Annotated in this window: 17 protein-coding genes and 2 tRNA genes; 16 read left to right on the top strand and 3 right to left on the bottom strand. The window is 42.5% G+C overall.

Annotated elements, in window-relative coordinates; translation table 11 throughout:
• The first annotated feature begins 46 nt into the window (after positions 1–46).
• Positions 47–892 carry a magnesium transporter gene (locus tag IUZ65_RS13510; RefSeq protein ID WP_195704214.1) on the top strand — a complete coding sequence of 282 codons (846 nt, stop codon included), beginning with the start codon at positions 47–49 and terminating at the stop codon, positions 890–892.
• Here the strand turns inward: IUZ65_RS13510 and dacB are convergent.
• Complete coding sequence (gene dacB / locus IUZ65_RS13505; protein WP_195704213.1) at positions 858–2,261, bottom strand: serine-type D-Ala-D-Ala carboxypeptidase; 1,404 nt, start codon at positions 2,259–2,261, stop codon at positions 858–860. The two genes, IUZ65_RS13510 and dacB, sit on opposite strands and share 35 nt — an antisense overlap.
• Positions 2,262–2,384: 123 nt before the next feature.
• Positions 2,385–3,449, bottom strand: a complete 1,065-nt coding sequence (locus tag IUZ65_RS13500; protein WP_195704212.1) for a porin — start codon at positions 3,447–3,449, stop codon at positions 2,385–2,387.
• Positions 3,450–3,940: 491 nt separating this feature from the next.
• Between IUZ65_RS13500 and greA the strand changes: the two genes are divergently transcribed.
• Positions 3,941–4,414 carry a transcription elongation factor GreA gene (greA, locus tag IUZ65_RS13495; RefSeq protein WP_195704211.1) on the top strand — a complete coding sequence of 158 codons (474 nt, stop codon included), beginning with the start codon at positions 3,941–3,943 and terminating at the stop codon, positions 4,412–4,414.
• Between the two features lie 81 nt (positions 4,415–4,495).
• Here the strand turns inward: greA and yhbY are convergent, their stop codons facing one another.
• Positions 4,496–4,792 carry a ribosome assembly RNA-binding protein YhbY gene (gene yhbY, locus IUZ65_RS13490; RefSeq protein ID WP_195704210.1) on the bottom strand — a complete coding sequence of 99 codons (297 nt, stop codon included), beginning with the start codon at positions 4,790–4,792 and terminating at the stop codon, positions 4,496–4,498.
• Positions 4,793–4,977: 185 nt separating this feature from the next.
• On the opposite strand from yhbY, the gene rlmE reads away from it, so the two are divergent.
• The 14 genes from rlmE (at position 4,978) to pnp (ending at position 19,994) form a co-directional block, all read left to right on the top strand.
• Positions 4,978–5,607, top strand: coding sequence for a 23S rRNA (uridine(2552)-2'-O)-methyltransferase RlmE (gene rlmE / locus IUZ65_RS13485; protein ID WP_195704209.1), 630 nt, complete (start codon positions 4,978–4,980; stop codon positions 5,605–5,607).
• Positions 5,608–5,693: 86 nt separating this feature from the next.
• Positions 5,694–7,673, top strand: coding sequence for an ATP-dependent zinc metalloprotease FtsH (gene ftsH / locus IUZ65_RS13480; protein ID WP_195704208.1), 1,980 nt, complete (start codon positions 5,694–5,696; stop codon positions 7,671–7,673).
• Between the two features lie 68 nt (positions 7,674–7,741).
• Positions 7,742–8,578, top strand: coding sequence for a dihydropteroate synthase (gene folP, locus IUZ65_RS13475; protein ID WP_195705119.1), 837 nt, complete (start codon positions 7,742–7,744; stop codon positions 8,576–8,578).
• Positions 8,579–8,592: 14 nt separating this feature from the next.
• Positions 8,593–9,936, top strand: a complete 1,344-nt coding sequence (gene glmM, locus IUZ65_RS13470) for a phosphoglucosamine mutase (protein WP_195704207.1) — start codon at positions 8,593–8,595, stop codon at positions 9,934–9,936.
• A 151-nt stretch (positions 9,937–10,087) separates the two neighbouring features.
• A complete protein-coding gene (gene secG, locus IUZ65_RS13465; protein WP_195704206.1) occupies positions 10,088–10,429 on the top strand; it encodes a preprotein translocase subunit SecG in 342 nt (113 codons plus the stop codon).
• A gap of 68 nt (positions 10,430–10,497) precedes the next feature.
• A tRNA-Leu gene (locus IUZ65_RS13460) sits at positions 10,498–10,582 on the top strand.
• An 86-nt stretch (positions 10,583–10,668) separates the two neighbouring features.
• A tRNA-Met gene (locus tag IUZ65_RS13455) sits at positions 10,669–10,745 on the top strand.
• A 245-nt stretch (positions 10,746–10,990) separates the two neighbouring features.
• Entirely contained in the window at positions 10,991–11,446 is a 456-nt protein-coding gene (gene rimP, locus IUZ65_RS13450; protein WP_195704205.1) for a ribosome maturation factor RimP, read from the top strand.
• Between the two features lie 35 nt (positions 11,447–11,481).
• On the top strand, positions 11,482–12,969 hold the full coding sequence (gene nusA, locus IUZ65_RS13445) for a transcription termination factor NusA (protein ID WP_195704204.1): 1,488 nt from the start codon (positions 11,482–11,484) through the stop codon (positions 12,967–12,969).
• A gap of 21 nt (positions 12,970–12,990) precedes the next feature.
• Positions 12,991–15,693: a translation initiation factor IF-2 gene (infB, locus tag IUZ65_RS13440; protein ID WP_195704203.1), complete on the top strand. Its 2,703-nt coding sequence runs from the start codon at positions 12,991–12,993 to the stop codon at positions 15,691–15,693.
• Positions 15,694–15,777: 84 nt separating this feature from the next.
• Entirely contained in the window at positions 15,778–16,209 is a 432-nt protein-coding gene (gene rbfA, locus IUZ65_RS13435) for a 30S ribosome-binding factor RbfA (protein ID WP_195704202.1), read from the top strand.
• Entirely contained in the window at positions 16,209–17,162 is a 954-nt protein-coding gene (truB, locus tag IUZ65_RS13430) for a tRNA pseudouridine(55) synthase TruB (RefSeq protein ID WP_195704201.1), read from the top strand. The genes rbfA and truB overlap by 1 nt, the downstream gene beginning before the upstream one ends.
• A 145-nt stretch (positions 17,163–17,307) precedes the next feature.
• Positions 17,308–17,577, top strand: coding sequence for a 30S ribosomal protein S15 (gene rpsO / locus IUZ65_RS13425; RefSeq protein ID WP_195704200.1), 270 nt, complete (start codon positions 17,308–17,310; stop codon positions 17,575–17,577).
• Between the two features lie 293 nt (positions 17,578–17,870).
• Positions 17,871–19,994 carry a polyribonucleotide nucleotidyltransferase gene (gene pnp, locus IUZ65_RS13420; protein WP_195704199.1) on the top strand — a complete coding sequence of 708 codons (2,124 nt, stop codon included), beginning with the start codon at positions 17,871–17,873 and terminating at the stop codon, positions 19,992–19,994.
• The last annotated feature ends 125 nt before the right edge of the window (positions 19,995–20,119 follow it).

The following is a 20,119-nucleotide window of genomic DNA, read 5'->3' as shown; positions in this document are numbered from 1 at the left end:
TTTGAACGGTGATAATGATGGTCGTCAGCTAATCGGGAGATTCGCCATGACGGTAATAAACCATGAATATTTAGAAACAAATAGCGCCTTTTCATTCATAGAAATAGGGGCTGCGAGAAATGCTTTTTTGCAATATGAACAAGACCAACAAATTCATTTTCTGACTATTATGCCAATAGAGGAGGCGGTGGGGATTCTTGAGCACTGCACCGTTGGTTATGTGCAACATCTAATTCAGCAGCTCGAACTTCAGGGCTTTGATAAGCAAGCACGGCACTATGCTCACCAATTAGGCTTTATACGCTCGGAGGCTGAACCCACGAAAGGTTACCTTTCCACTGGCGTTTTGGACCATGTAAAACAACGTGTGGGATGGATAGTGATGCTTGCCTTATTGGGTATCGTATCGGGCCTTATTATCTCGCAATATGAGGACACGTTAAGTCAATTGGTATTGCTAGCGATATATATGCCCGTCATCGCGGCCGCAGGGGGGAATACAGGTTCGCAAGCGGCAACACTAGTGATTAGAGCGTTAGCGACGGGCGAACTAAAAAAACGGCAATGGTTTAAGGTTTTTTTGAAAGAAAGTCGTATAGCCATTTGCTTAGCGTTGGTCATCGCGTTGGTCATCGTCGCGCGTATTTTACTCTTCAGTGACTCTGGAGCAATGGGAGGCTTCGATATCAATATTGTCGCGCTAGCGATTGCTATTGCGCTGTTTATTCAGGTTACTATGTCGACGACATTGGGGGGGCTACTCCCGATATTGGCGAGAGCGTGCAAGTTGGACCCAGCAGTATTGGTGAGTCCGGTGCTTGCTTCTATTGTTGATATATCTGGGATGTGGATCTATTTTACGGTAGTGAACTACTTTTTGGGGATAGCTTAATCAGATCTCGATAGAAGGCCTGTTCAAACCGATATACAGAGGGGAGTGAATTAGATTCCTTCTCCTCTTTATTTGGAAAGTAGTCACTAATAAATTGCACAAAGATTGATTTTGGTCGGCCATTTTCATCTAACACATATCCAGCCATATTATAGGTGCCATATACGGAGCCACTTTTCGCTTGCATGTATCCTTTAATAGATGGTTTTTGCATGCTTTTTCTGTATTTTAAAGTGCCAGTTTCACCCGATTTTGGCAACATTTTCATTAAATTGAGGGTTGAGTCATTCTTCCAGATATAATCGAGTACTCTACTCATGTTGCGAGCCGTGATTCGATTGTTTCTGGATAAACCAGAACCATCCGCTAATTGGGCGTCGCTTAAATCTATACCACTGTTAGAAAAAATAATCTGTTTAATTGCTTCAGTGCCATTATTAAAACTACCAGCTTGAGAATAGAAACGAGAACCGAGCGTTTTAGTAATATTGTCGGCAATTAGGTTGGATGATTTTTTTAGCATGGTATCCAACATTTCATTTAAAGGAATTGATGCATGGGATGCAACGATTTTCCCTTGTATGTCATTGTGTTTAGCGATCTGACCATTGAATGAAATCTGATGTTTAGCCAGTAATCTACGGATAACGGACTCTGTGTAAGCCTGTGTTTCTTGTACTGCAAATTTTAGCGGCAAAGGTTTTTTCATCTCCGTTAAACAACCAGAAAGGTGATAGGTATTGTTATCTGAAGTCAGTAACTCTAGTTGGCACTGCCTCTCTTTCTGTTCATCTTTGGAAACGGTAATAGCCGTCGTTCGCACAGTAATAGGCTGGTGCTCTGGTACGTAGACTCGAGTCGTTCCATCTACATTGGTATAGATAGATGCTTGTACACAGTTTCCATCGAGTGTTATTGCGCTAGAAGGAGCGCTATAACAGACCCCTAAGATATCCCATGGCCAACCAACAGCTCTTTCGTATCCAGTAAAAATACCATTATTAAGCCAAATATTTCCTTTTATAGAACTCATCCCTTGTTGGGATATTCGTTTAAATAAGTCATCTAAATTTTTTGTTGTTAGCGTTGGGTCACCAGAGAAGCGCACAATAATGTCGTTGTCTTTCGACTCTAATTGACTTTTGAATCTGAAATTATCACCGAGCTCCAATTTTGCTGCTAATGCAGTAATTATTTTCAAAGTACTGGCTGGTGGGAAAAGTTGGTCTGAGTTGATAGATAAAGGTGAACCAACTGAATTGTTTACCAATAAGCTAACGCGACTGCCTTGGGGTAAGGTGTCGATAGGAGCGTATCCGAATAGGTAACTTGAGAATCCTACACATATAAGTGTGATAATTGTGCGCATAGCTAACCTAGTGGGATTAGTGTGATAAATTTAAGAAAATTGAGTATATAGAATAAAAAAAACGCCCGCTATCAAAAGCAGGCGTTTTCTAAGTAATCAACTTCTTGCTAATCCAATAATGAATTAGAAATCGTAGCGAAGACCTAGTGCGATTTCATCTTCTGCACCACGCTCACCAACTGTACCAGTACCTAGTTGGTCATTTTTGTCCAATAGGTTGAAGTTGTAAGAGATGTATGTACGGAAGTTAGGCTTGAAGTAATAGGTTGCATCTACTGCTACGTTGTCAGCTGATGTGTGGCTACCAGTTTCTGCGTTGTTGTATGTAGTAGTGAATACAACTTGATTCATTTTGTATGCAGCAGCGAGTTCGTAACCTGTGTAGTCTTGAACGCCAGAGAAGTTGCTTGAGCCACTATATTGAGCGCCATCAAAATCTTTCTCTCCGTCGGTAAACGTAGTCGCAGCATAGAAAGCACCAATCTTGTATGATGCAGCAAGCATGTACTCATTGTTTTGGTCTTGATCTGCGTAACCAGCACCTAAAGCAAGGCCAGTATCAGCTACACTATAAATAGCTGATAGAGAATAGCCGTCTTGGCCATTGTCTGTATAACCGCCATTTACGTTATCATCTTGAGAATCAGCAAAGCGGTAGCTTGCTTTTACTGCTAAGTCAGAAAATGCGCCTTTGTAAGAAACCATGTTATCTGCACGGTCCGCTGCATTTATTTTGTCAGCAGCGCTGTTACCGTGATATGCCATGATATCAGTGAAGTCTGTGATGACTCCAAGAGCTCCATCATTTTTACCGTAAGTGATTTCACCAAATGTGCCACCAAATCCAGCGTATGCATAACGGTTAGTTATGCTATCACTGTTTGAATCAGTAGAAGCACCGGCGTCAGAAGTAACGAATTCACCTTCATAGAAACCGACACCGTAAAAATCATCGGTGATTTCAGTTTTACCTAAGAAGTTTAAACGTACACGAGATTTGTCATCAGCAGTACCATCTTTAATAGACATACGCGCTTCTGCACGACCACCTATTTCTAAGCTGTTACCATTTGAACTATATACTGTTGTACCGTCTATAGAACCAGCTTGCTTGCCGTCAGCTGAAGCAAAAGCGCCTGTTGACAAAGTCGCTGCGGATACTGCTAAAACTAAAATTTTCTTGTTCATGTGGATCATTCCTAATCTGACAAATTATCTAAGGGGTAAATAATTTTTTGGTTTAAACACGGACTATTACAGCACCCGAAATTGCCTAAACTCTTTATATAGACTTCAAGGTGTTGTGTTTCCTCGTGAACAATTTGTACAGCGAAAGTTCCATGACTCGTTAGTAAAATTATATAAAAACCACAATCGAACACTGTGCGATCATTGTTAAGTTGCTGATTGTTTGAGTTTTATTTTGCATTTATGACTAGTGAGAATTATAAGTAAATCGATGTTTTTTAGATTTTTTTAGTTATTGATTTGAAATGAAATGAGTAAAAAAGCACAAAGTTGCTGTTCAGGTTTGTTTTTGTGATACAAAACGTGAATATAGATGATTAATCACTGATCTTTGTTTACACTAATCAAAATCAATTCGTTCCTAAACCCACTCAGCACTTGTTGAGCGGGTTTGTATTGTCCAAAGCTGACTTTGGTCTTAGAGGTTTAAAATGGAAAAAGTCCCAATGACTCTACGTGGTGAAAAAAAACTACGTGAAGAATTAGAAATATTATTGAAACGTCGCCCGCTTATATCGGCTGCAATTGCAGAGGCTCGTGAATTAGGTGATTTAAAAGAAAACGCTGAATATCATGCCGCTCGAGAAGAGCAAGGTATCTGTGAGGCGCAAATTAGAGATATTGAATATAAGCTATCAGTAGCCCAAGTTATCGACGTTACTAAAATGGATAACACGGGTAAAATTATCTTCGGTACTACGGTGACCTTAATTGATTTAGATACAGAAGAAGAATCCACGTATCAAATTGTCGGCGAAGATGAAGCGAATATTAAGGCGGGTCGTATTTCTGTAACCTCACCAATCGCACGTGGCCTCATTGGCAAGTTGGAAGGTGATGAAGTGATTATTTCTACCCCTGGTGGAGATAAGGACTACGAAATCGATAAAGTCTTATACGTTTAGACGTATAATGAGTTCGAGATATAAAAAAGGTCGCTTTAATTGCGACCTTTTTTATCATTCTGTTACAGAATGATTCATTAATTACTTTCTAGGTATCTCAATTTTTCGTTGTTCAGATTGGCGATAAATAACTAAAACTTTACCTATGCCTTGTACTTTTTCGGCCTTAGTTTCACGAATAATTGCATCAATAATGAGTTCCTTGGTGTCTCTATCTTCTGATGCAACTTTAATTTTGATTAATTCGTGGTGATCAAGGGCCAGTTCTATTTCAGCCAGAACAGCCTCGGTCAATCCGTTCGCGCCCATTAGCACAACTGGTTTTAAGTTGTGTGCTAGGCCTTTAAGGTGCTGTTTTTGCTTGGTGCTTAGATTCATTACGCGGCCAATTATGTTAGTAGTTAAAAGTGCTCAAGTTTCAAAAGATTAAAAAATCGCATGATAATTTTTGAAAGTTAAGCGGATTCGGGGTTGAAAAACCGTATTTTAGCGCCATCTAATCACGAAGACTAATTTTTCTACCATACTTATTTGGTTATTTGTCGAAATTTACTAGGAATAGAATGAGTAAATCGAAACTTTCAGCAAGTTCTGGACGTTGGCTTAAAGAACACCTTGATGATAAATATGTCAACGAGGCAAAGAAAAAAGGTTATCGTTCACGTGCTATATTTAAGATTGAAGCGATTCAAGAAAAAGACAAATTGCTTAAACAAGGCATGTCTGTTGTAGATTTGGGTGCAGCTCCAGGAGGATGGTCACAGTATGCGACCAAAGTCGTTGGCGATGCAGGCCAAGTAATTGCGTGTGATATTTTGCCAATGGATTCCATTGCCGGAGTGAATTTTTTACAAGGTGACTTTAGGGAAGATGCAGTATTAGAGGCACTATTAGCAAAAATTCAACCGAATATGGTTGATGTGGTTATGTCAGATATGGCGCCTAATATGGCGGGAAACTTGTCAGTTGATCAACCAAGAGCTATGTATTTAGTAGAGCTTGCACTTGATATGTGCCGACAGGTTCTTGCTCCTAATGGTAGCTTTGTTGTTAAAGTGTTCCAAGGTGAAGGCTTCGACCAATACGTGAAAGATGTACGCGACATATTTAAAGTCGTGAGAATAAGAAAACCAGACTCATCGAGAGCTCGTTCTCGAGAAGTCTATATAGTAGCCACTGGTTATAAAGGCTAACTAACGCGCTGTAGCTACGGACAACGATCTGTAGTACTCTACTTTTAATTACAATTAGTTATCGAGAGGCTGCCACCTTGAGTGACATGGCAAAAAATTTAATTCTATGGCTGGTAATCGCTGTTGTCTTGATGTCGGTATTCCAGAGTTTTGGACCTGGTGAAAGTAACGGCAGAACGGTGGATTACACCACGTTCGTACAAGAAGTGGGACAAGGCCAAGTTCGTGAAGCAACCTTTAATAATCAAGAAATCGTATTCTATCGTAGCGACAACTCTCGCAACGTTACTTATATGCCTTTCTATGACAATAAGTTGCTTGATGATCTCATAAATCAGAACGTAAAGGTTCAGGGTTCTCCACCTGAAGAGCAAAGTTTGCTTGGTTCTATCTTTATCTCTTGGTTCCCGATGATCCTGCTTATTGGTGTGTGGATTTTCTTCATGCGTCAAATGCAAGGCGGCGGTGGCAAAGGCGCGATGTCCTTTGGCAAGAGTAAAGCTCGTATGATGAGCGAAGAGCAAATCAAAACCACATTTGGCGACGTTGCAGGTTGTGACGAAGCCAAGGAAGATGTGAAAGAACTGGTAGATTACTTACGTGATCCAAGTCGATTCCAAAAACTAGGCGGTAAAATACCAACGGGTGTGTTGTTGGTTGGTCCTCCTGGTACAGGTAAGACGCTCTTGGCAAAAGCTATTGCTGGCGAAGCCAAAGTACCGTTCTTTACTATCTCAGGTTCAGATTTTGTTGAAATGTTTGTTGGTGTTGGTGCATCTCGTGTGCGTGACATGTTTGAACAGGCAAAAAAAGCGGCACCTTGTATTATTTTCATCGATGAAATCGATGCCGTAGGTCGTCAACGTGGCGCTGGTGTTGGTGGTGGACATGATGAACGAGAACAAACGCTAAACCAAATGCTTGTTGAGATGGATGGTTTTGAAGGTAATGAAGGTATTATCGTCATTGCAGCAACAAACCGCCCAGATGTACTTGATCCAGCATTATTACGCCCTGGACGTTTTGACCGCCAAGTTATGGTTGGTCTTCCTGACGTTCGTGGTCGTGAGCAGATTCTAAAAGTACATATGCGTAAAGTCCCTTTATCTGATGATGTTGAACCTTCGCTTATCGCTCGTGGTACGCCTGGTTTTTCTGGTGCGGATTTAGCAAACCTTGTAAACGAAGCCGCACTTTTCGCTGCTCGTGGTAACAAGCGCAATGTGTCTATGGTTGAGTTTGAACTCGCGAAAGATAAGATCATGATGGGCGCGGCGCGCCACTCAATGGTTATGTCTGAAGAGTCAAAAGAATCGACGGCTTACCATGAAGCGGGTCACGCAATTGTCGGTCTTTTAGTGCCAGATCATGATCCTGTTTATAAGGTATCTATTATCCCACGTGGTCGTGCTCTGGGTGTGACGATGTTCTTACCAGAACAGGATCGTATCAGCATGTCTCGTTTGCAATTAGAGTCATCGATTGCGACTCTGTATGGTGGACGTCTCGCGGAAGAGATCATTTACGGTGCGGATAAAGTATCAACAGGTGCCTCAAATGACATTGAACGTGCAACTGATATCGCACGCAAGATGGTGACTCAATGGGGTTTCTCTGAAAAACTGGGTCCTCTTTTGTACGCAGAAGAAGAAGGTGAAGTATTCCTTGGTCGTAGTGTCACACAGACAAAACACATGTCTGATGATACCGCTAAGTTAATCGATGATGAGATTCGTATCATTATCGATAAAAACTACAAACACGCTCAGAAGATTTTGGAAGAAAATATGGATATCATGCATTCTATGAAAGATGCGTTGATGAAATATGAAACCATTGATGCAGGACAGCTGGATGACTTAATGGCGCGTAAAGACGAAATACGCGAACCTCAAGGTTGGACGACTGACTCTGCAGATCTAGTGAAGAAATCGCGTGACGAAGCAAAAGAAGTACTGAGCGGAAGTGCGAAGAAAGAAACGTCACCAGAAAAACCGGTAGACGAATCGCCTGAAGAAAAAGCAGAAGATCAAAGTGATGTTGAGAAAGATAACAAATCTGAGTGATTTCTGAATAAATAAAACCAAGACCTCGATATAATCGGGGTCTTTTTGTATATTCAATATGCCTAATGATGATATTAAAATCCAACAACAAAGAGCTTAACCTAGATACCGCCAAGGTAATGGGAATATTAAATGTGACCCCTGATTCATTTTCTGACGGTGGTGACTACAACAATATTAACGATGCTTTAGTTCGCGCTGAAAAAATGATAGAGGCGGGTGTAGCTATCATTGATATCGGAGGTGAATCAACTCGTCCTGGGGCACCTGACGTTACTTTACAAGAAGAGCTCTCAAGAACGATTCCTGTGATTAAGGCAATACGGAAGCATTCTAACATCTGGATCTCAATCGATACGAGTAAAGCCGAGGTGATGCGGCATGCGATAGACGCTGGAGCCGACATTATTAACGATGTCCGTGCGCTGAATGAACCAGGAACACTAGAAGTAGCCGCTCAGTTTGATGTGCCCGTCTGTCTTATGCATATGCAAGGACAGCCACGAACGATGCAGTCTAATCCAATATATAGCGACCTTTTTTCAAATATAGAAGATTTTTTAGTGGGCCGAATAGCAGCTTGTGAAAATGCTGGTATTGATAAAAGTCGAATTATTTTAGATCCTGGTTTCGGATTTGGTAAGTCGTTACAGCATAATTATCAATTGCTTGATAAATTAGAGAGTTTTCACCATTTTGGGTTTCCATTACTCGTTGGTATGTCTAGGAAATCCATGTTGTTTAATGTGTTAAATAAACAACCGCCTGAGACGGTGGCCGCGAGTGTTGCTTGTGCAACTGTCGCGGCATTAAAAGGTGCACAAATTATACGAGTGCATGATTTTGAAGAGACGTTGGATGCATTAAAGATTGTCCAATGTCTAAATGAATATAAAACTATTTAAGTAGGAAATTCCCTATGTCAGAAAGACGTTATTTTGGTACCGATGGTGTACGCGGCAAAGTTGGTCAGTTCCCAATCACGCCGGATTTTATACTAAAACTAGGTTGGGCTGCTGGACGAGTTCTCGCTAAGCAGGGCACTAAACAGGTTATTATTGGTAAAGACCCTCGAATTTCTGGGTACATGCTTGAATCGGCATTAGAAGCTGGGCTGGCAGCAGCAGGGCTAAATGCAACGTTAACTGGGCCAATGCCTACACCAGCTATTGCGTATCTAACTCAGACTTTTCGTGCTGAAGCAGGTATCGTTATTTCTGCTTCTCATAATCCATATTATGATAATGGCATAAAGTTCTTTTCGTCTGAGGGGATGAAGTTACCTGATGAAGTTGAGTTGGCAATTGAAGCTGAATTAGATAAAGAACTTGTCTGCGTGGAGTCTGCCGAACTCGGTAAAGCGGCGAGACTTGTCGATGCCGCAGGACGGTATATTGAGTTTTGCAAGAGTACTTTTCCGAAAGACCTTAATTTAACCACCCTTAAAATCGTTTTGGATTGTGCAAATGGCGCGACGTACCATATTGCCCCTTCAGTGTTTAAAGAGCTGGGCGCAGACATCATAACAATAGGGGTTGAGCCTAACGGTACCAATATTAATGCTGAGGTCGGTGCGACCGATGTCAGAGCGCTTCAGAAACGAGTCGTGGAAGAAAAAGCAGATTTAGGTTTAGCATTTGATGGGGATGGTGATCGTATTATTATGGTCGATCACGAAGGCAATAAGGTGGATGGTGATCAAATTGCTTATATCATCGCCCGTGATGCCTTGCGACGAGGCGAGTTGAAAGGTGGTGTGGTTGGTACATTAATGACAAACCTTGGTATGGAGAACGGTCTCAAGCAACTAGGTATACCCTTTGTTCGGGCGGCTGTTGGTGATAGGTATGTTATGGAACAACTACAGGAAAAAGGTTGGTCTATCGGTGCCGAAAACTCCGGACATGTCATCTTGCTTGATAAAGTTACCACCGGTGATGCTATTGTCGCTGGGTTACAGGTTTTAGCATCGCTAATAGGCAGCGAAATGTCCCTCAAAGAACTGACGGAAGGCATGACGCTTTATCCTCAAGTATTGGAAAATGTACGATTCAGCGGTAATTCTAATCCATTAGAAGCGTCAGCGGTTATCAATGCGACGAAAGAAGTGGAACAAAAACTGGCTTCAAAAGGACGAGTCCTTTTAAGAAAATCAGGTACTGAACCGTTAATTCGTGTAATGGTTGAGGGTGAAGACGAAGAACTTGTGAAGTCGTCTGCGTTAAAGATCGCCGATGCGGTTAGGTCGAGCTTTGACGCTTAATTAACCACTTAGTATTTAAGTGTAAATTTTTACTTGTCAGCCTAATACCAATCCTATAGTATTGCTCGGCCTTCGATACCGGAGGTCGTTAGCTTTGCCTTTATTTATTATAGGCGTTGCTAGTTAGGCAAATAGTAACATAGGTGGAAAAATGACTACTATATTACTTGTGGTTTACCTGTTGGCAGCGGCTGGTGTAATAGGTCTTGTTTTGATTCAACAAGGTAAAGGCGCAGATATGGGAGCATCTTTCGGTGCCGGTGCTTCAAACACAGTGTTTGGTGCTGGTGGCTCAGGAAGTTTCCTAACCCGAATGACTGCAATATGTGCAACTGTATTTTTCGCTGTAGCTCTGATGTTTGGTAACATGGCAACACATCAAACTGAGTCTCAATGGATTGACCCTACACAAGGTCAAATAATCCAAGAAGAAGCTGCAGACGTACCGAGTGAAATTCCCGCTGAAAAGAGTGGCGACGAAATTCCTCAATAAGTAATTGTTTTAAAATGACAATTGTTATTAATTTATTGATTGTTTTTTAAAAAGCATAAGCTTTAAATGCCGAGATGGTGAAATTGGTAGACACGCTAGCATGAGGTGCTAGTGCCTTAGGGTGTGAGGGTTCAAGTCCCTCTCTCGGCACCATTAATTTAAGATTGATAGTAATGTCAGGATTAGGTTGATGTAACTTGTAAATCAATCTGTTGAGCGTATAATGCTCGACAGTCGGACGCGGGGTGGAGCAGTTTGGTAGCTCGTCGGGCTCATAACCCGAAGGTCGTCGGTTCAAATCCGGCCCCCGCAACCAATACTCACTGAGTCTGATTTATAAGTTTTCATAGTTAATGGCGATTTACAGAGTCACATTAACTATGAACTAAATAATAATTATTTTTGGTTATTATTTAGTATTATCAGGGTCCAGCAATAATAAACCCCGACTTTTTCGGGGTTTTTTATTATCTGTACTTCGCCAATTAGGTCGAAATACAGTGTTATTGCTTGGGGTTTAGATTGGGCTCTGAGCCCTTTTTTTGTTTCTGGAGTGGTTAAATGACTGGTTTAGAAAGGCAACTAACTGAAATGCTTGAGTCTCCTGTAGGAGCGTCGGGTTATGAATTAGTCGGTCTCGAGTTTATTCGCGCAGGCGAACACTCAACTTTACGTATTTATATTGATAGTGAAAACGGCATTAATGTTGATGATTGTGCTGAAGTAAGCCGTCAGGTAAGTGCAGTGCTAGATGTCGAAGATCCAATCTCGGTAGCGTATAGCTTGGAAGTATCTTCTCCTGGCTTGGAGAGACCACTTTTTAAAACAGAGCATTACCAACAATTTATTGGTCACGAGGTCAATATTGTTCTCAAAATGGCTATGGGTAACCGCCGTAAATGGAAAGGTGTTATTCATGCAGTTGACGGTGAATTGATAACTATCATCGCTGAAGAACAAACTGAAGAATTTGCAATGAGCAATATTTCGAAAGCTAACCTGATCCCTAAATTTTAGTTCTCCTAGAGAGAATTGTTTGAGAGGCTAGATTAATGAACAGAGAAATTTTAGCAGTTGTTGAAGCTGTTTCTAACGAAAAAGCGGTTCCTCGTGAGCGTATTTTTGAAGCGTTAGAAATTGCATTAGCGACAGCCACGAAGAAAAAACACGAACTGGAGATTGAAGTTCGTGTCGAAATCGACCGTAAAACAGGTAATTTTGGTACGTTTCGTCGCTGGATGGCGGTTGCAGAAGTAGAGAGTCCAACCAAAGAGATCTCTATTGAAGCTGCGCAATACGAGGACGAAACAATTGAACTGGGCGATTACATCGAAGATGATATCGAATCCGTTACGTTTGACCGTATTACTACACAAACGGCTAAGCAAGTTATCGTACAAAAAGTACGTGAAGCTGAGCGTGCCCAAGTTGTTGAGCAGTTTATCGATAACGAAGGCGAACTGGTTACTGGTGTAGTCAAAAAGGTAAATCGTGAATCAATTATTATTGATTTAGGTAGCAACGCCGAAGCGGTAATCATGCGTGATGACCAACTTCCGCGTGAAAACTTCCGTCCAGGCGATCGTATTCGTGGCCTTCTATATTCAGTGCGACCAGAAGCACGTGGATTCCAGTTGTTCATTAGTCGCTCAAAGCCTGAAATGTTGACAGAGCTTTTCCGTATCGAAGTGCCAGAGATTGCTGAAGAGTTGATTGAACTTAAAGCGGCTGCACGTGATCCTGGCTCTCGAGCTAAGATCGCAGTGAAGACAAATGATCGCCGCATAGACCCTGTAGGGGCGTGTGTAGGTATGCGTGGCGCTCGTGTTCAGGCCGTATCTAGTGAACTAGGCGGTGAGCGTATCGATATCGTGCTTTGGGATGATAATCCTGCACAATTTGTTATTAACGCAATGGCGCCAGCTGATGTTGCATCGATTATTGTTGATGAAGATGCGCATGCTATGGATATCGCTGTTGAAGCCGATAATCTCGCACAAGCGATTGGCCGTAATGGTCAAAATGTGCGTTTAGCTTCTCAACTATCTGGTTGGGAATTGAACGTAATGACGGTCGAAGAGTTACAGAAGAAGCACCAAGAAGAATCCGTCGCTTCTATCGAAAACTTCATGAAGTATCTTGATATAGAGCAAGAGTTCGCAGAGATGCTAGTTGAAGAAGGCTTCTCAACTTTAGAAGAAGTCGCTTACGTACCCGTTAATGAATTATTAGAAGTGGACGGTCTGAATGAAGAGATCGTTGAAGAGTTACGTGGCCGCGCTAAAGATGCGTTAACAACGTTAGCTCTTGCACAAGAAGAGTCATTCGATGGTCTAGAACCAGCAGAGGACCTATTAGGTCTCGAAGGTCTAGAACGTGAATTGGCATTTAAGTTTGCAGCCAAAGGCGTTGCAACACTAGAAGATTTAGCTGAACAAGGCATCGATGACCTAGAAGGCATCGAAGGTCTAACAGAAGAACGAGCAGGCGAATTAATTATGGCTGCACGTAACATCTGTTGGTTTAGCGACGAAGATTAATTTCAGCAAGGAGGTAGCGCAATGACGCAACTAACAGTTAAAGCACTGAGTGATGAAATCGGTACACCGGTTGATCGCTTGTTAGAACAACTTGCTGATGCCGGTATGAAAAAGACCAGCAACGACAATGTTTCTGATGAGGAGAAGTCACATCTTCTTACTCACCTTAAGAAAGAACACGGTGACACTTCTGGTGAAGCAGAACCAACACGTTTAACTTTACAACGTAAAACGCACAGCACACTAAGTGTTGCTGCAACTGGCGGTAAGAGTAAAGACGTGAAAGTTGAAGTACGTAAAAAACGTACTTACGTTAAACGCAGCGCAGTGGATGAAGAAGCTCAACGCGAAGCAGATGACGCAGCAACACGTGAAGCGGAAGAAGTAGCAAAACGTGAAGCTAAAGAAACCGCTCAACGCGACGCAGAAGAAGCGGCAAAACGTGAAGTAGAAGCTAAAGCTAAGCGTGAAGCGGAAGCGGAAGTAAAAGCGAAACGAGAAGCCGAAACAAAAGCTAAGCGCGAAGCAGAGCAAAAAATGAATCCAGAAGAAAAAGCAAAACAAGACGCGGCTCAAAAAGAAGCAGATAATTTGAGAATTCGTCAAGACGAAGAAGCGAAGAAGAAAGCGGAAGCTATCGCGCTTCAATTACTTGAAGACGCTCGTAAGTTGGCTGAAGACAATCAAGAACGCTGGACGGAAGAAGAGAAGAAGAAGAAGGCTCAGGAAGAGACGACTGACTACCATGTCACTACTTCAACTCACGCTCGTGAAGCCGAAGATGAAGCGGATCGTCAAGCTGCTGCACCTGGTCCTACTAGTCGCCGTAAGCGTAAGAAAAAAGCGCCTGAAAGCAACGAAGCGCAAGGTCGCGGTGGTCGTAACCAACGTGGAAGAGGCCGTAAAGGCAAGCTGGCTAAACCAACGTCAATGCAACAACATGGTTTTGATAAATCAGCAACGGTTGCTAAGCAAGACGTTGTAATTGGTGAAACAGTCGTTGTGTCTGAACTGGCGAATAAAATGTCAGTGAAAAGCTCTGAAGTCATCAAAGTGATGATGAAAATGGGTGCAATGGCAACGATTAATCAAGTTATTGACCAAGAAACAGCGTCTCTAGTGGCTGAAGAAATGGGTCATAAAGTTATCTTACGTAAAGAGAATGAACTTGAAGAAGCGATTCTCTCTGATCGTGATGGAACAGAACACGCGGTGCCACGTGCACCTGTTGTTACTATCATGGGTCACGTTGACCACGGTAAAACATCAACACTGGATTATATCCGTAAAGCCCACGTTGCATCTGGCGAAGCGGGTGGTATTACACAGCATATCGGTGCTTATCACGTTGAAACCGACAACGGAATGATTACCTTCTTGGATACCCCTGGACACGCCGCGTTTACCGCAATGCGTGCTCGTGGTGCTCAAGCGACGGATATCGTTGTACTTGTTGTTGCTGCAGACGATGGTGTTATGCCTCAAACAGTAGAAGCGATTCAGCATGCGAAAGCGGCTGGCGTACCTCTTATTGTTGCGGTGAACAAGATCGACAAAGAAGGCGCAAATCCAGATAACGTTAAGAATGAGCTTGCTCAATACAATGTTATTCCTGAGGAGTGGGGCGGCGAGAACATGTTTGCTCACATCTCTGCTAAACAAGGAACGAACATTGAAGGTTTATTGGAAACGATTCTTCTTCAATCTGAAGTTCTTGAGCTGACTGCTGTTGCTGATGGTATGGCGTCTGGTGTTGTCGTTGAATCTCGTCTTGATAAAGGACGTGGTCCAGTTGCAACGGTACTAGTTCAATCAGGTACTTTGAATAAAGGTGATATCTTACTTTGTGGTCAAGAATATGGCCGTGTTCGTGCAATGCGCGACGAAAATGGTAAAGAAATCACTACAGCAGGTCCTTCAATTCCTGTTGAAGTTATCGGTCTGTCGGGTGTTCCTGCTTCAGGTGATGAAGCCACGGTAGTACGTGATGAGCGTAAAGCACGTGAAGTCGCCAACTATCGTCAAGGTAAATTCCGCGACGTGAAACTTGCACGTCAACAGAAATCGAAATTAGAGAACATGTTCTCTAATATGGAAGCTGGCGAAGTAGCAGAACTTAATGTTGTTCTGAAAGCGGACGTTCAAGGTTCTGTCGAAGCGATATCAGATTCACTACTTAAACTTTCTACTGAAGAAGTAAAAGTGAACGTAGTCGGTTCAGGTGTCGGTGGTATTACAGAAACTGACTCTGTTTTAGCCGCTGCATCTAACGCTATCATCCTAGGTTTCAACGTTCGTGCTGATGCATCTGCACGCCGTATGATTGAAAATGAAAACTTAGACCTTCGTTACTACTCAATCATTTACCAATTGATTGATGAAGTTAAACAAGCGATGGGTGGTATGTTGGCACCAGAATTCAGACAAGAAATCATTGGTCTTGCTGAAGTACGTGAAGTATTTAAGTCTCCTAAACTGGGTGCTATCGCTGGTTGTATGGTTACCGAGGGTGTTATCAAACGTAATGCGCCTATCCGTGTTCTACGTGAAAACGTGGTTATATACGAAGGTGAACTAGAATCGCTACGTCGTTTCAAAGATGACGTGCAAGAAGCGAAGAATGGCTACGAATGTGGTATTGGCGTTAAGAACTATAACGATGTTCGCGCTGGTGACCAAATCGAAGTATTCGAAACGATTGAAATAAAGCGTACCCTCGATTAGTCATTATTGGCTAACGTTTGAAAAACGGTTGTTAAATACACCATGAGGGGCTTTAGCCCCTCATTTTTTCTAAGAGAAAAAATAATGTCAAAAGAATTTAGTCGCACGCAACGCGTGTCGCAACAATTACAAAAAGAACTCGCGCTAATATTACAGCGTGAAGTTCGAGATTCCCGCATTGGTATGGTTACTATCTCTGACGTGGAAGTCTCTCGTGATCTTGCATATGCAAAAGTGTTCGTTACCTTCTTATGTGTTGGCGATCAGACACCAGAGAAAAGTCTTGCAGCGTTGAAAGAACATGAAGTTAATGTGCGCATGATTTTAGGCAAGCGCATTCGCCTAAGACTAACGCCAGAAGTACGTTTTACCTACGATAATACGCTTGTGGAAGGCATGCGAATGTCTAACCTAGTGAGTGAAATAATCAGTGATGACAAACGTCGAGCTCATGAATCTGGCCGAGACGAAAGTGTTGATCACGATGATAGTGGTCTGAACGAGGAAAAAGAGTAATGGGTCGCAGAGGTCGTCGTAAAGGTCGCCCTGTAGATGGCGTTATATTGCTGGATAAGCCAGCTGGAATTACTTCTAATGACACACTTCAGAAAGTAAAAAGAATCTACTTTGCAGAAAAGGCCGGGCATACTGGCGCTCTCGATCCGTTAGCGACTGGCATGTTACCAATCTGTTTTGGGGAAGCAACTAAGTTCTCCCAATTTCTACTTGAATCGGATAAACGCTATCGAGTTGTCGCTAAACTTGGTGAAAGAACCAATACGTCTGATTCAGATGGTGAGGTGGTTCAGACCCGTGATGTGAAAGTCGATCGCGGACAGCTAGAACGCTGTATTGCCAAATTCCGTGGTGAAACCGATCAGATCCCATCAATGTTTTCAGCTCTGAAGCATCAGGGCAAGCCGCTATACGAATACGCGAGAGAAGGCATCGAAGTTCCGAGAGAATCACGGAAAATTACTGTTTATTCCATTGAACTTCTGAGCTTTGAAGGTACGGAAGTTGAAATGGAGGTGCACTGTTCTAAAGGGACATACATTCGAACGATTGTTGATGACTTGGGTGAAATGTTGAGCTGCGGTGCTCATGTTACCTATCTTCGTCGCACAGGTGTATCGAACTATCCATACGAAAATATGGTGACGTTAGAGCAGCTAGAAGCATTATTAGAGAAAGCGCGCGAAGAAGATATTGCCCCACGCGAATTGCTTGACCCACTCTTGATGCCTATGGACTCGGCAGTACAAGATTTACCAGAAATCAATCTGATCCCAGAACTAACGCATATGGTTCAGCATGGTCAACCCGTACAAGTATTTGGTGCGCCAACTGACGGTATAGTAAGAATGACTAGTGGTGAAGAAAGGCTATTTATTGGCATCGGCGAAATAGACGATGATGGTAGAGTCGCCCCAAAGAGATTGGTCGTTTTTCGAGATGAAGAACTTTAGGCGCTAGATTTGGTGTATGTAGGGTTGTTACGCAAATATCGCTTGCGGTTAGATGCGTAGCAAAGTAATATGCGCGCTCATCGTGTCAGCTGAATCAGAGATTGGCGGCACACTTTATTAACTCAACTCTTATTTAGGAGAGATTATGTCTCTGAACGCAGAAACAAAAGCAGCTATCGTAGCCGATTATGCACAAGGCGAAGGCGATACAGGTTCACCAGAAGTACAAGTAGCACTACTTACTGCTTCTATCAACCACCTTCAAGGTCACTTTGCTAACCACAAACACGACCACCATAGTCGTCGCGGTCTTTTACGTATGGTTTCAAGCCGTCGTAAGCTACTAGACTACTTGAAAGGTAAGAATCTAGAACGTTACCAAAGTCTTATCAAACGTTTAGGCCTACGTCGCTAAGAACAGTTTGTAAAAAAAGAGGCTATTTATAGCCTCTTTTTTTTTATCAGAAATATTCCTCGCTTCTACCTGCACATATCCACGTTTTTCATCTATAATACTGCCCAACTGAGCTTTGCTTAGTCAATCTGCACTTTATCTAGTATTACAGTCAGCGTAGCCGGCCTTAAGGTCGCGACTAATGAAAATTTTCTATCAAGATACTTTTCATTAGTCGCGATTGGTAATACAGAAAGGTGTATTCCCTATGTGATTCTGATTACTCAGAATCCAGTTATATGAAAGGAAATATAATGTTCGCGAATCCTATCGTAAAAACATTCCAGTATGGTAACCATACTGTTACTTTAGAAACAGGCGTAATAGCACGTCAAGCAACGTCTGCTGTTATGGTAACAATGGACGATACAGCAGTATTAGTCTCTGTTGTTGGTAAAAAAGTAGCGGTTGAAGGCCAAAGCTTCTTCCCGCTTACTGTTAACTACCAAGAGCGTACATACGCCGCTGGTAAAATCCCAGGTGGTTTCTTCAAGCGTGAAGGTCGCCCATCAGAAGGCGAGACATTGACAGCGCGTCTAATCGACCGTCCAATTCGTCCTCTATTCCCAGATGAATTCAAAAACGAAGTTCAAGTTATCGCAACGGTTGTATCTGTAAATCCAGATGTTCAACCTGATATCGTAACAATGATCGGTACCTCAGCCGCTCTTTCTATCTCTGGTATTCCATTTAATGGCCCTATCGGTTCTGCTCGTGTTGGTCATATCGATGGTCAACTTGTACTTAACCCAAGCAATACCGAACTAGAAACATCTAAGTTGGATCTTGTTGTTGCTGGTACTGATGGTGCCGTGCTTATGGTTGAATCAGAAGCAGATAACCTATCAGAAGAAGAGATGCTATCTGCGGTAGTATTTGGTCATGATCAACAACAAGTTGTTGTCTCTGCAATAAAAGAGTTTGCTGCAGAAGTCGCAACACCTTCATGGGATTGGGTTGCACCAACAGTAGACGCAGATCTTAAAGCGAAAATTGCTGAGCTAGCTGAAGTTCGTTTGACTGAAGCTTACCAAATCACAGAAAAAATGGCTCGTTATGAGCAAGTTGGCGAAATTAAGTCAGACGTTGTTACTGCGCTTTCTGCTGAAAATGAAGAGCTTGACGTGAACGAAGTGAAAAAAATGCTTGGTTCATTAGAGAAAAACGTAGTACGTGGTCGCATCATTGCGGGTAGCCCTCGTATTGATGGACGTGAAAAAGATATGGTTCGTGCACTTGATGTACGTACTGGCGTTCTTCCTCGTACTCACGGTTCTTCACTATTTACTCGTGGCGAAACTCAGGCATTGGTAACCGCGACTCTTGGTACACAACGTGACGCTCAAATCATTGATGAACTAACTGGTGAGAAGAAGTCGCACTTCCTTCTACACTATAACTTCCCTCCATTCTGTGTAGGTGAAACTGGTTTTGTTGGTTCACCTAAGCGTCGTGAAATTGGTCACGGTAAGCTTGCAAAACGCGGTATCCAAGCGGTAATGCCTTCAGCTGAAGAATTCCCGTACACGGTTCGTGTTGTATCTGAAATCACAGAATCTAACGGTTCTTCTTCAATGGCTTCAGTATGTGGTACATCACTAGCTCTTATGGATGCTGGTGTTCCAATTAAAGCTTCTGTTGCGGGTATCGCAATGGGTCTAGTTAAAGAAGGCGACGACTTTGTTGTTCTCTCTGACATCCTTGGTGATGAAGATCACCTTGGTGACATGGACTTTAAAGTAGCGGGTACTAATGAAGGTATCACCGCACTTCAGATGGATATCAAGATTGAAGGTATCACTAAAGAGATCATGCAAATTGCGCTTAACCAAGCACAAGGCGCTCGTAAGCACATCCTTTCTGTAATGGATGAAGCTATCTCTGGTGCTCGTGATGATATCTCTGAGTTTGCACCTCGTATCCACCAGTTGAAGATTAGCACTGACAAAATTCGTGACGTTATCGGTAAAGGTGGCGCTGTTATTCGTGCGCTTTGTGAAGAAACGGGTACAACTATCGAAATAGAAGATGACGGTACAGTTAAAATTGCTGCAACGTCTGGTGAGCAAGCTGAAGATGCGATTAACCGTATTAAAGAGCTAACCGCTGAAGTTGAAGTTGGCACTATTTACATTGGTAAAGTTGCTCGTTTGGCTGATTTCGGTGCGTTTGTTACTATTCTTCCAGGTAAAGACGGTTTAGTACACATTTCTCAAATCGCTGACAAGCGTGTTGAGAAGGTGACGGATTACCTAAGTGAAGGACAAGAAGTTAAAGTTAAAGTACTAGAAATTGACCGCCAAGGTCGTGTACGTCTAAGTATGAAAGAAGCACAAGATAAACCAGCTGAAGAAGCACAAGCTCCAGAAGCTGAATAAGCTCTGTAGCTGCGTTAGCTAGGCTTCTCGATTGTGGATAGTGTAAATCCTGAGAGATAATAGCTTTCCTAGCGTATATAGCGTAAAGCGTGTTATAAAAGGGGGAACATGATTGTTCCCCCTTT

Source organism: Vibrio sp. VB16 (assembly GCF_015594925.2).
Lineage (GTDB): Bacteria > Pseudomonadota > Gammaproteobacteria > Enterobacterales > Vibrionaceae > Vibrio.
Note: the sequence above shows the minus strand (reverse complement) of the source record. Positions and strands in the feature narration are given on the sequence as shown.

What these genes read in the sequence shown, in the direction of transcription:
- nusA (WP_195704204.1), top strand. Translation starts at nt 11,482, where the DNA reads ATGAACAGAGAAATTTTAGCAGTTGTTGAAGCTGTTTCTAACGAAAAA.
- IUZ65_RS13510 (WP_195704214.1), top strand. Translation starts at nt 47, where the DNA reads ATGACGGTAATAAACCATGAATATTTAGAAACAAATAGCGCCTTTTCA.
- rimP (WP_195704205.1), top strand. Translation starts at nt 10,991, where the DNA reads ATGACTGGTTTAGAAAGGCAACTAACTGAAATGCTTGAGTCTCCTGTA.
- secG (WP_195704206.1), top strand. Translation starts at nt 10,088, where the DNA reads ATGACTACTATATTACTTGTGGTTTACCTGTTGGCAGCGGCTGGTGTA.
- infB (WP_195704203.1), top strand. Translation starts at nt 12,991, where the DNA reads ATGACGCAACTAACAGTTAAAGCACTGAGTGATGAAATCGGTACACCG.
- rlmE (WP_195704209.1), top strand. Translation starts at nt 4,978, where the DNA reads ATGAGTAAATCGAAACTTTCAGCAAGTTCTGGACGTTGGCTTAAAGAA.
- truB (WP_195704201.1), top strand. Translation starts at nt 16,209, where the DNA reads ATGGGTCGCAGAGGTCGTCGTAAAGGTCGCCCTGTAGATGGCGTTATA.
- rpsO (WP_195704200.1), top strand. Translation starts at nt 17,308, where the DNA reads ATGTCTCTGAACGCAGAAACAAAAGCAGCTATCGTAGCCGATTATGCA.
- yhbY (WP_195704210.1), bottom strand. Translation starts at nt 4,792, where the DNA reads ATGAATCTAAGCACCAAGCAAAAACAGCACCTTAAAGGCCTAGCACAC.
- ftsH (WP_195704208.1), top strand. Translation starts at nt 5,694, where the DNA reads ATGGCAAAAAATTTAATTCTATGGCTGGTAATCGCTGTTGTCTTGATG.
- greA (WP_195704211.1), top strand. Translation starts at nt 3,941, where the DNA reads ATGGAAAAAGTCCCAATGACTCTACGTGGTGAAAAAAAACTACGTGAA.
- folP (WP_195705119.1), top strand. Translation starts at nt 7,742, where the DNA reads ATGATATTAAAATCCAACAACAAAGAGCTTAACCTAGATACCGCCAAG.
- dacB (WP_195704213.1), bottom strand. Translation starts at nt 2,261, where the DNA reads ATGCGCACAATTATCACACTTATATGTGTAGGATTCTCAAGTTACCTA.
- pnp (WP_195704199.1), top strand. Translation starts at nt 17,871, where the DNA reads ATGTTCGCGAATCCTATCGTAAAAACATTCCAGTATGGTAACCATACT.
- IUZ65_RS13500 (WP_195704212.1), bottom strand. Translation starts at nt 3,449, where the DNA reads ATGAACAAGAAAATTTTAGTTTTAGCAGTATCCGCAGCGACTTTGTCA.
- rbfA (WP_195704202.1), top strand. Translation starts at nt 15,778, where the DNA reads ATGTCAAAAGAATTTAGTCGCACGCAACGCGTGTCGCAACAATTACAA.
- glmM (WP_195704207.1), top strand. Translation starts at nt 8,593, where the DNA reads ATGTCAGAAAGACGTTATTTTGGTACCGATGGTGTACGCGGCAAAGTT.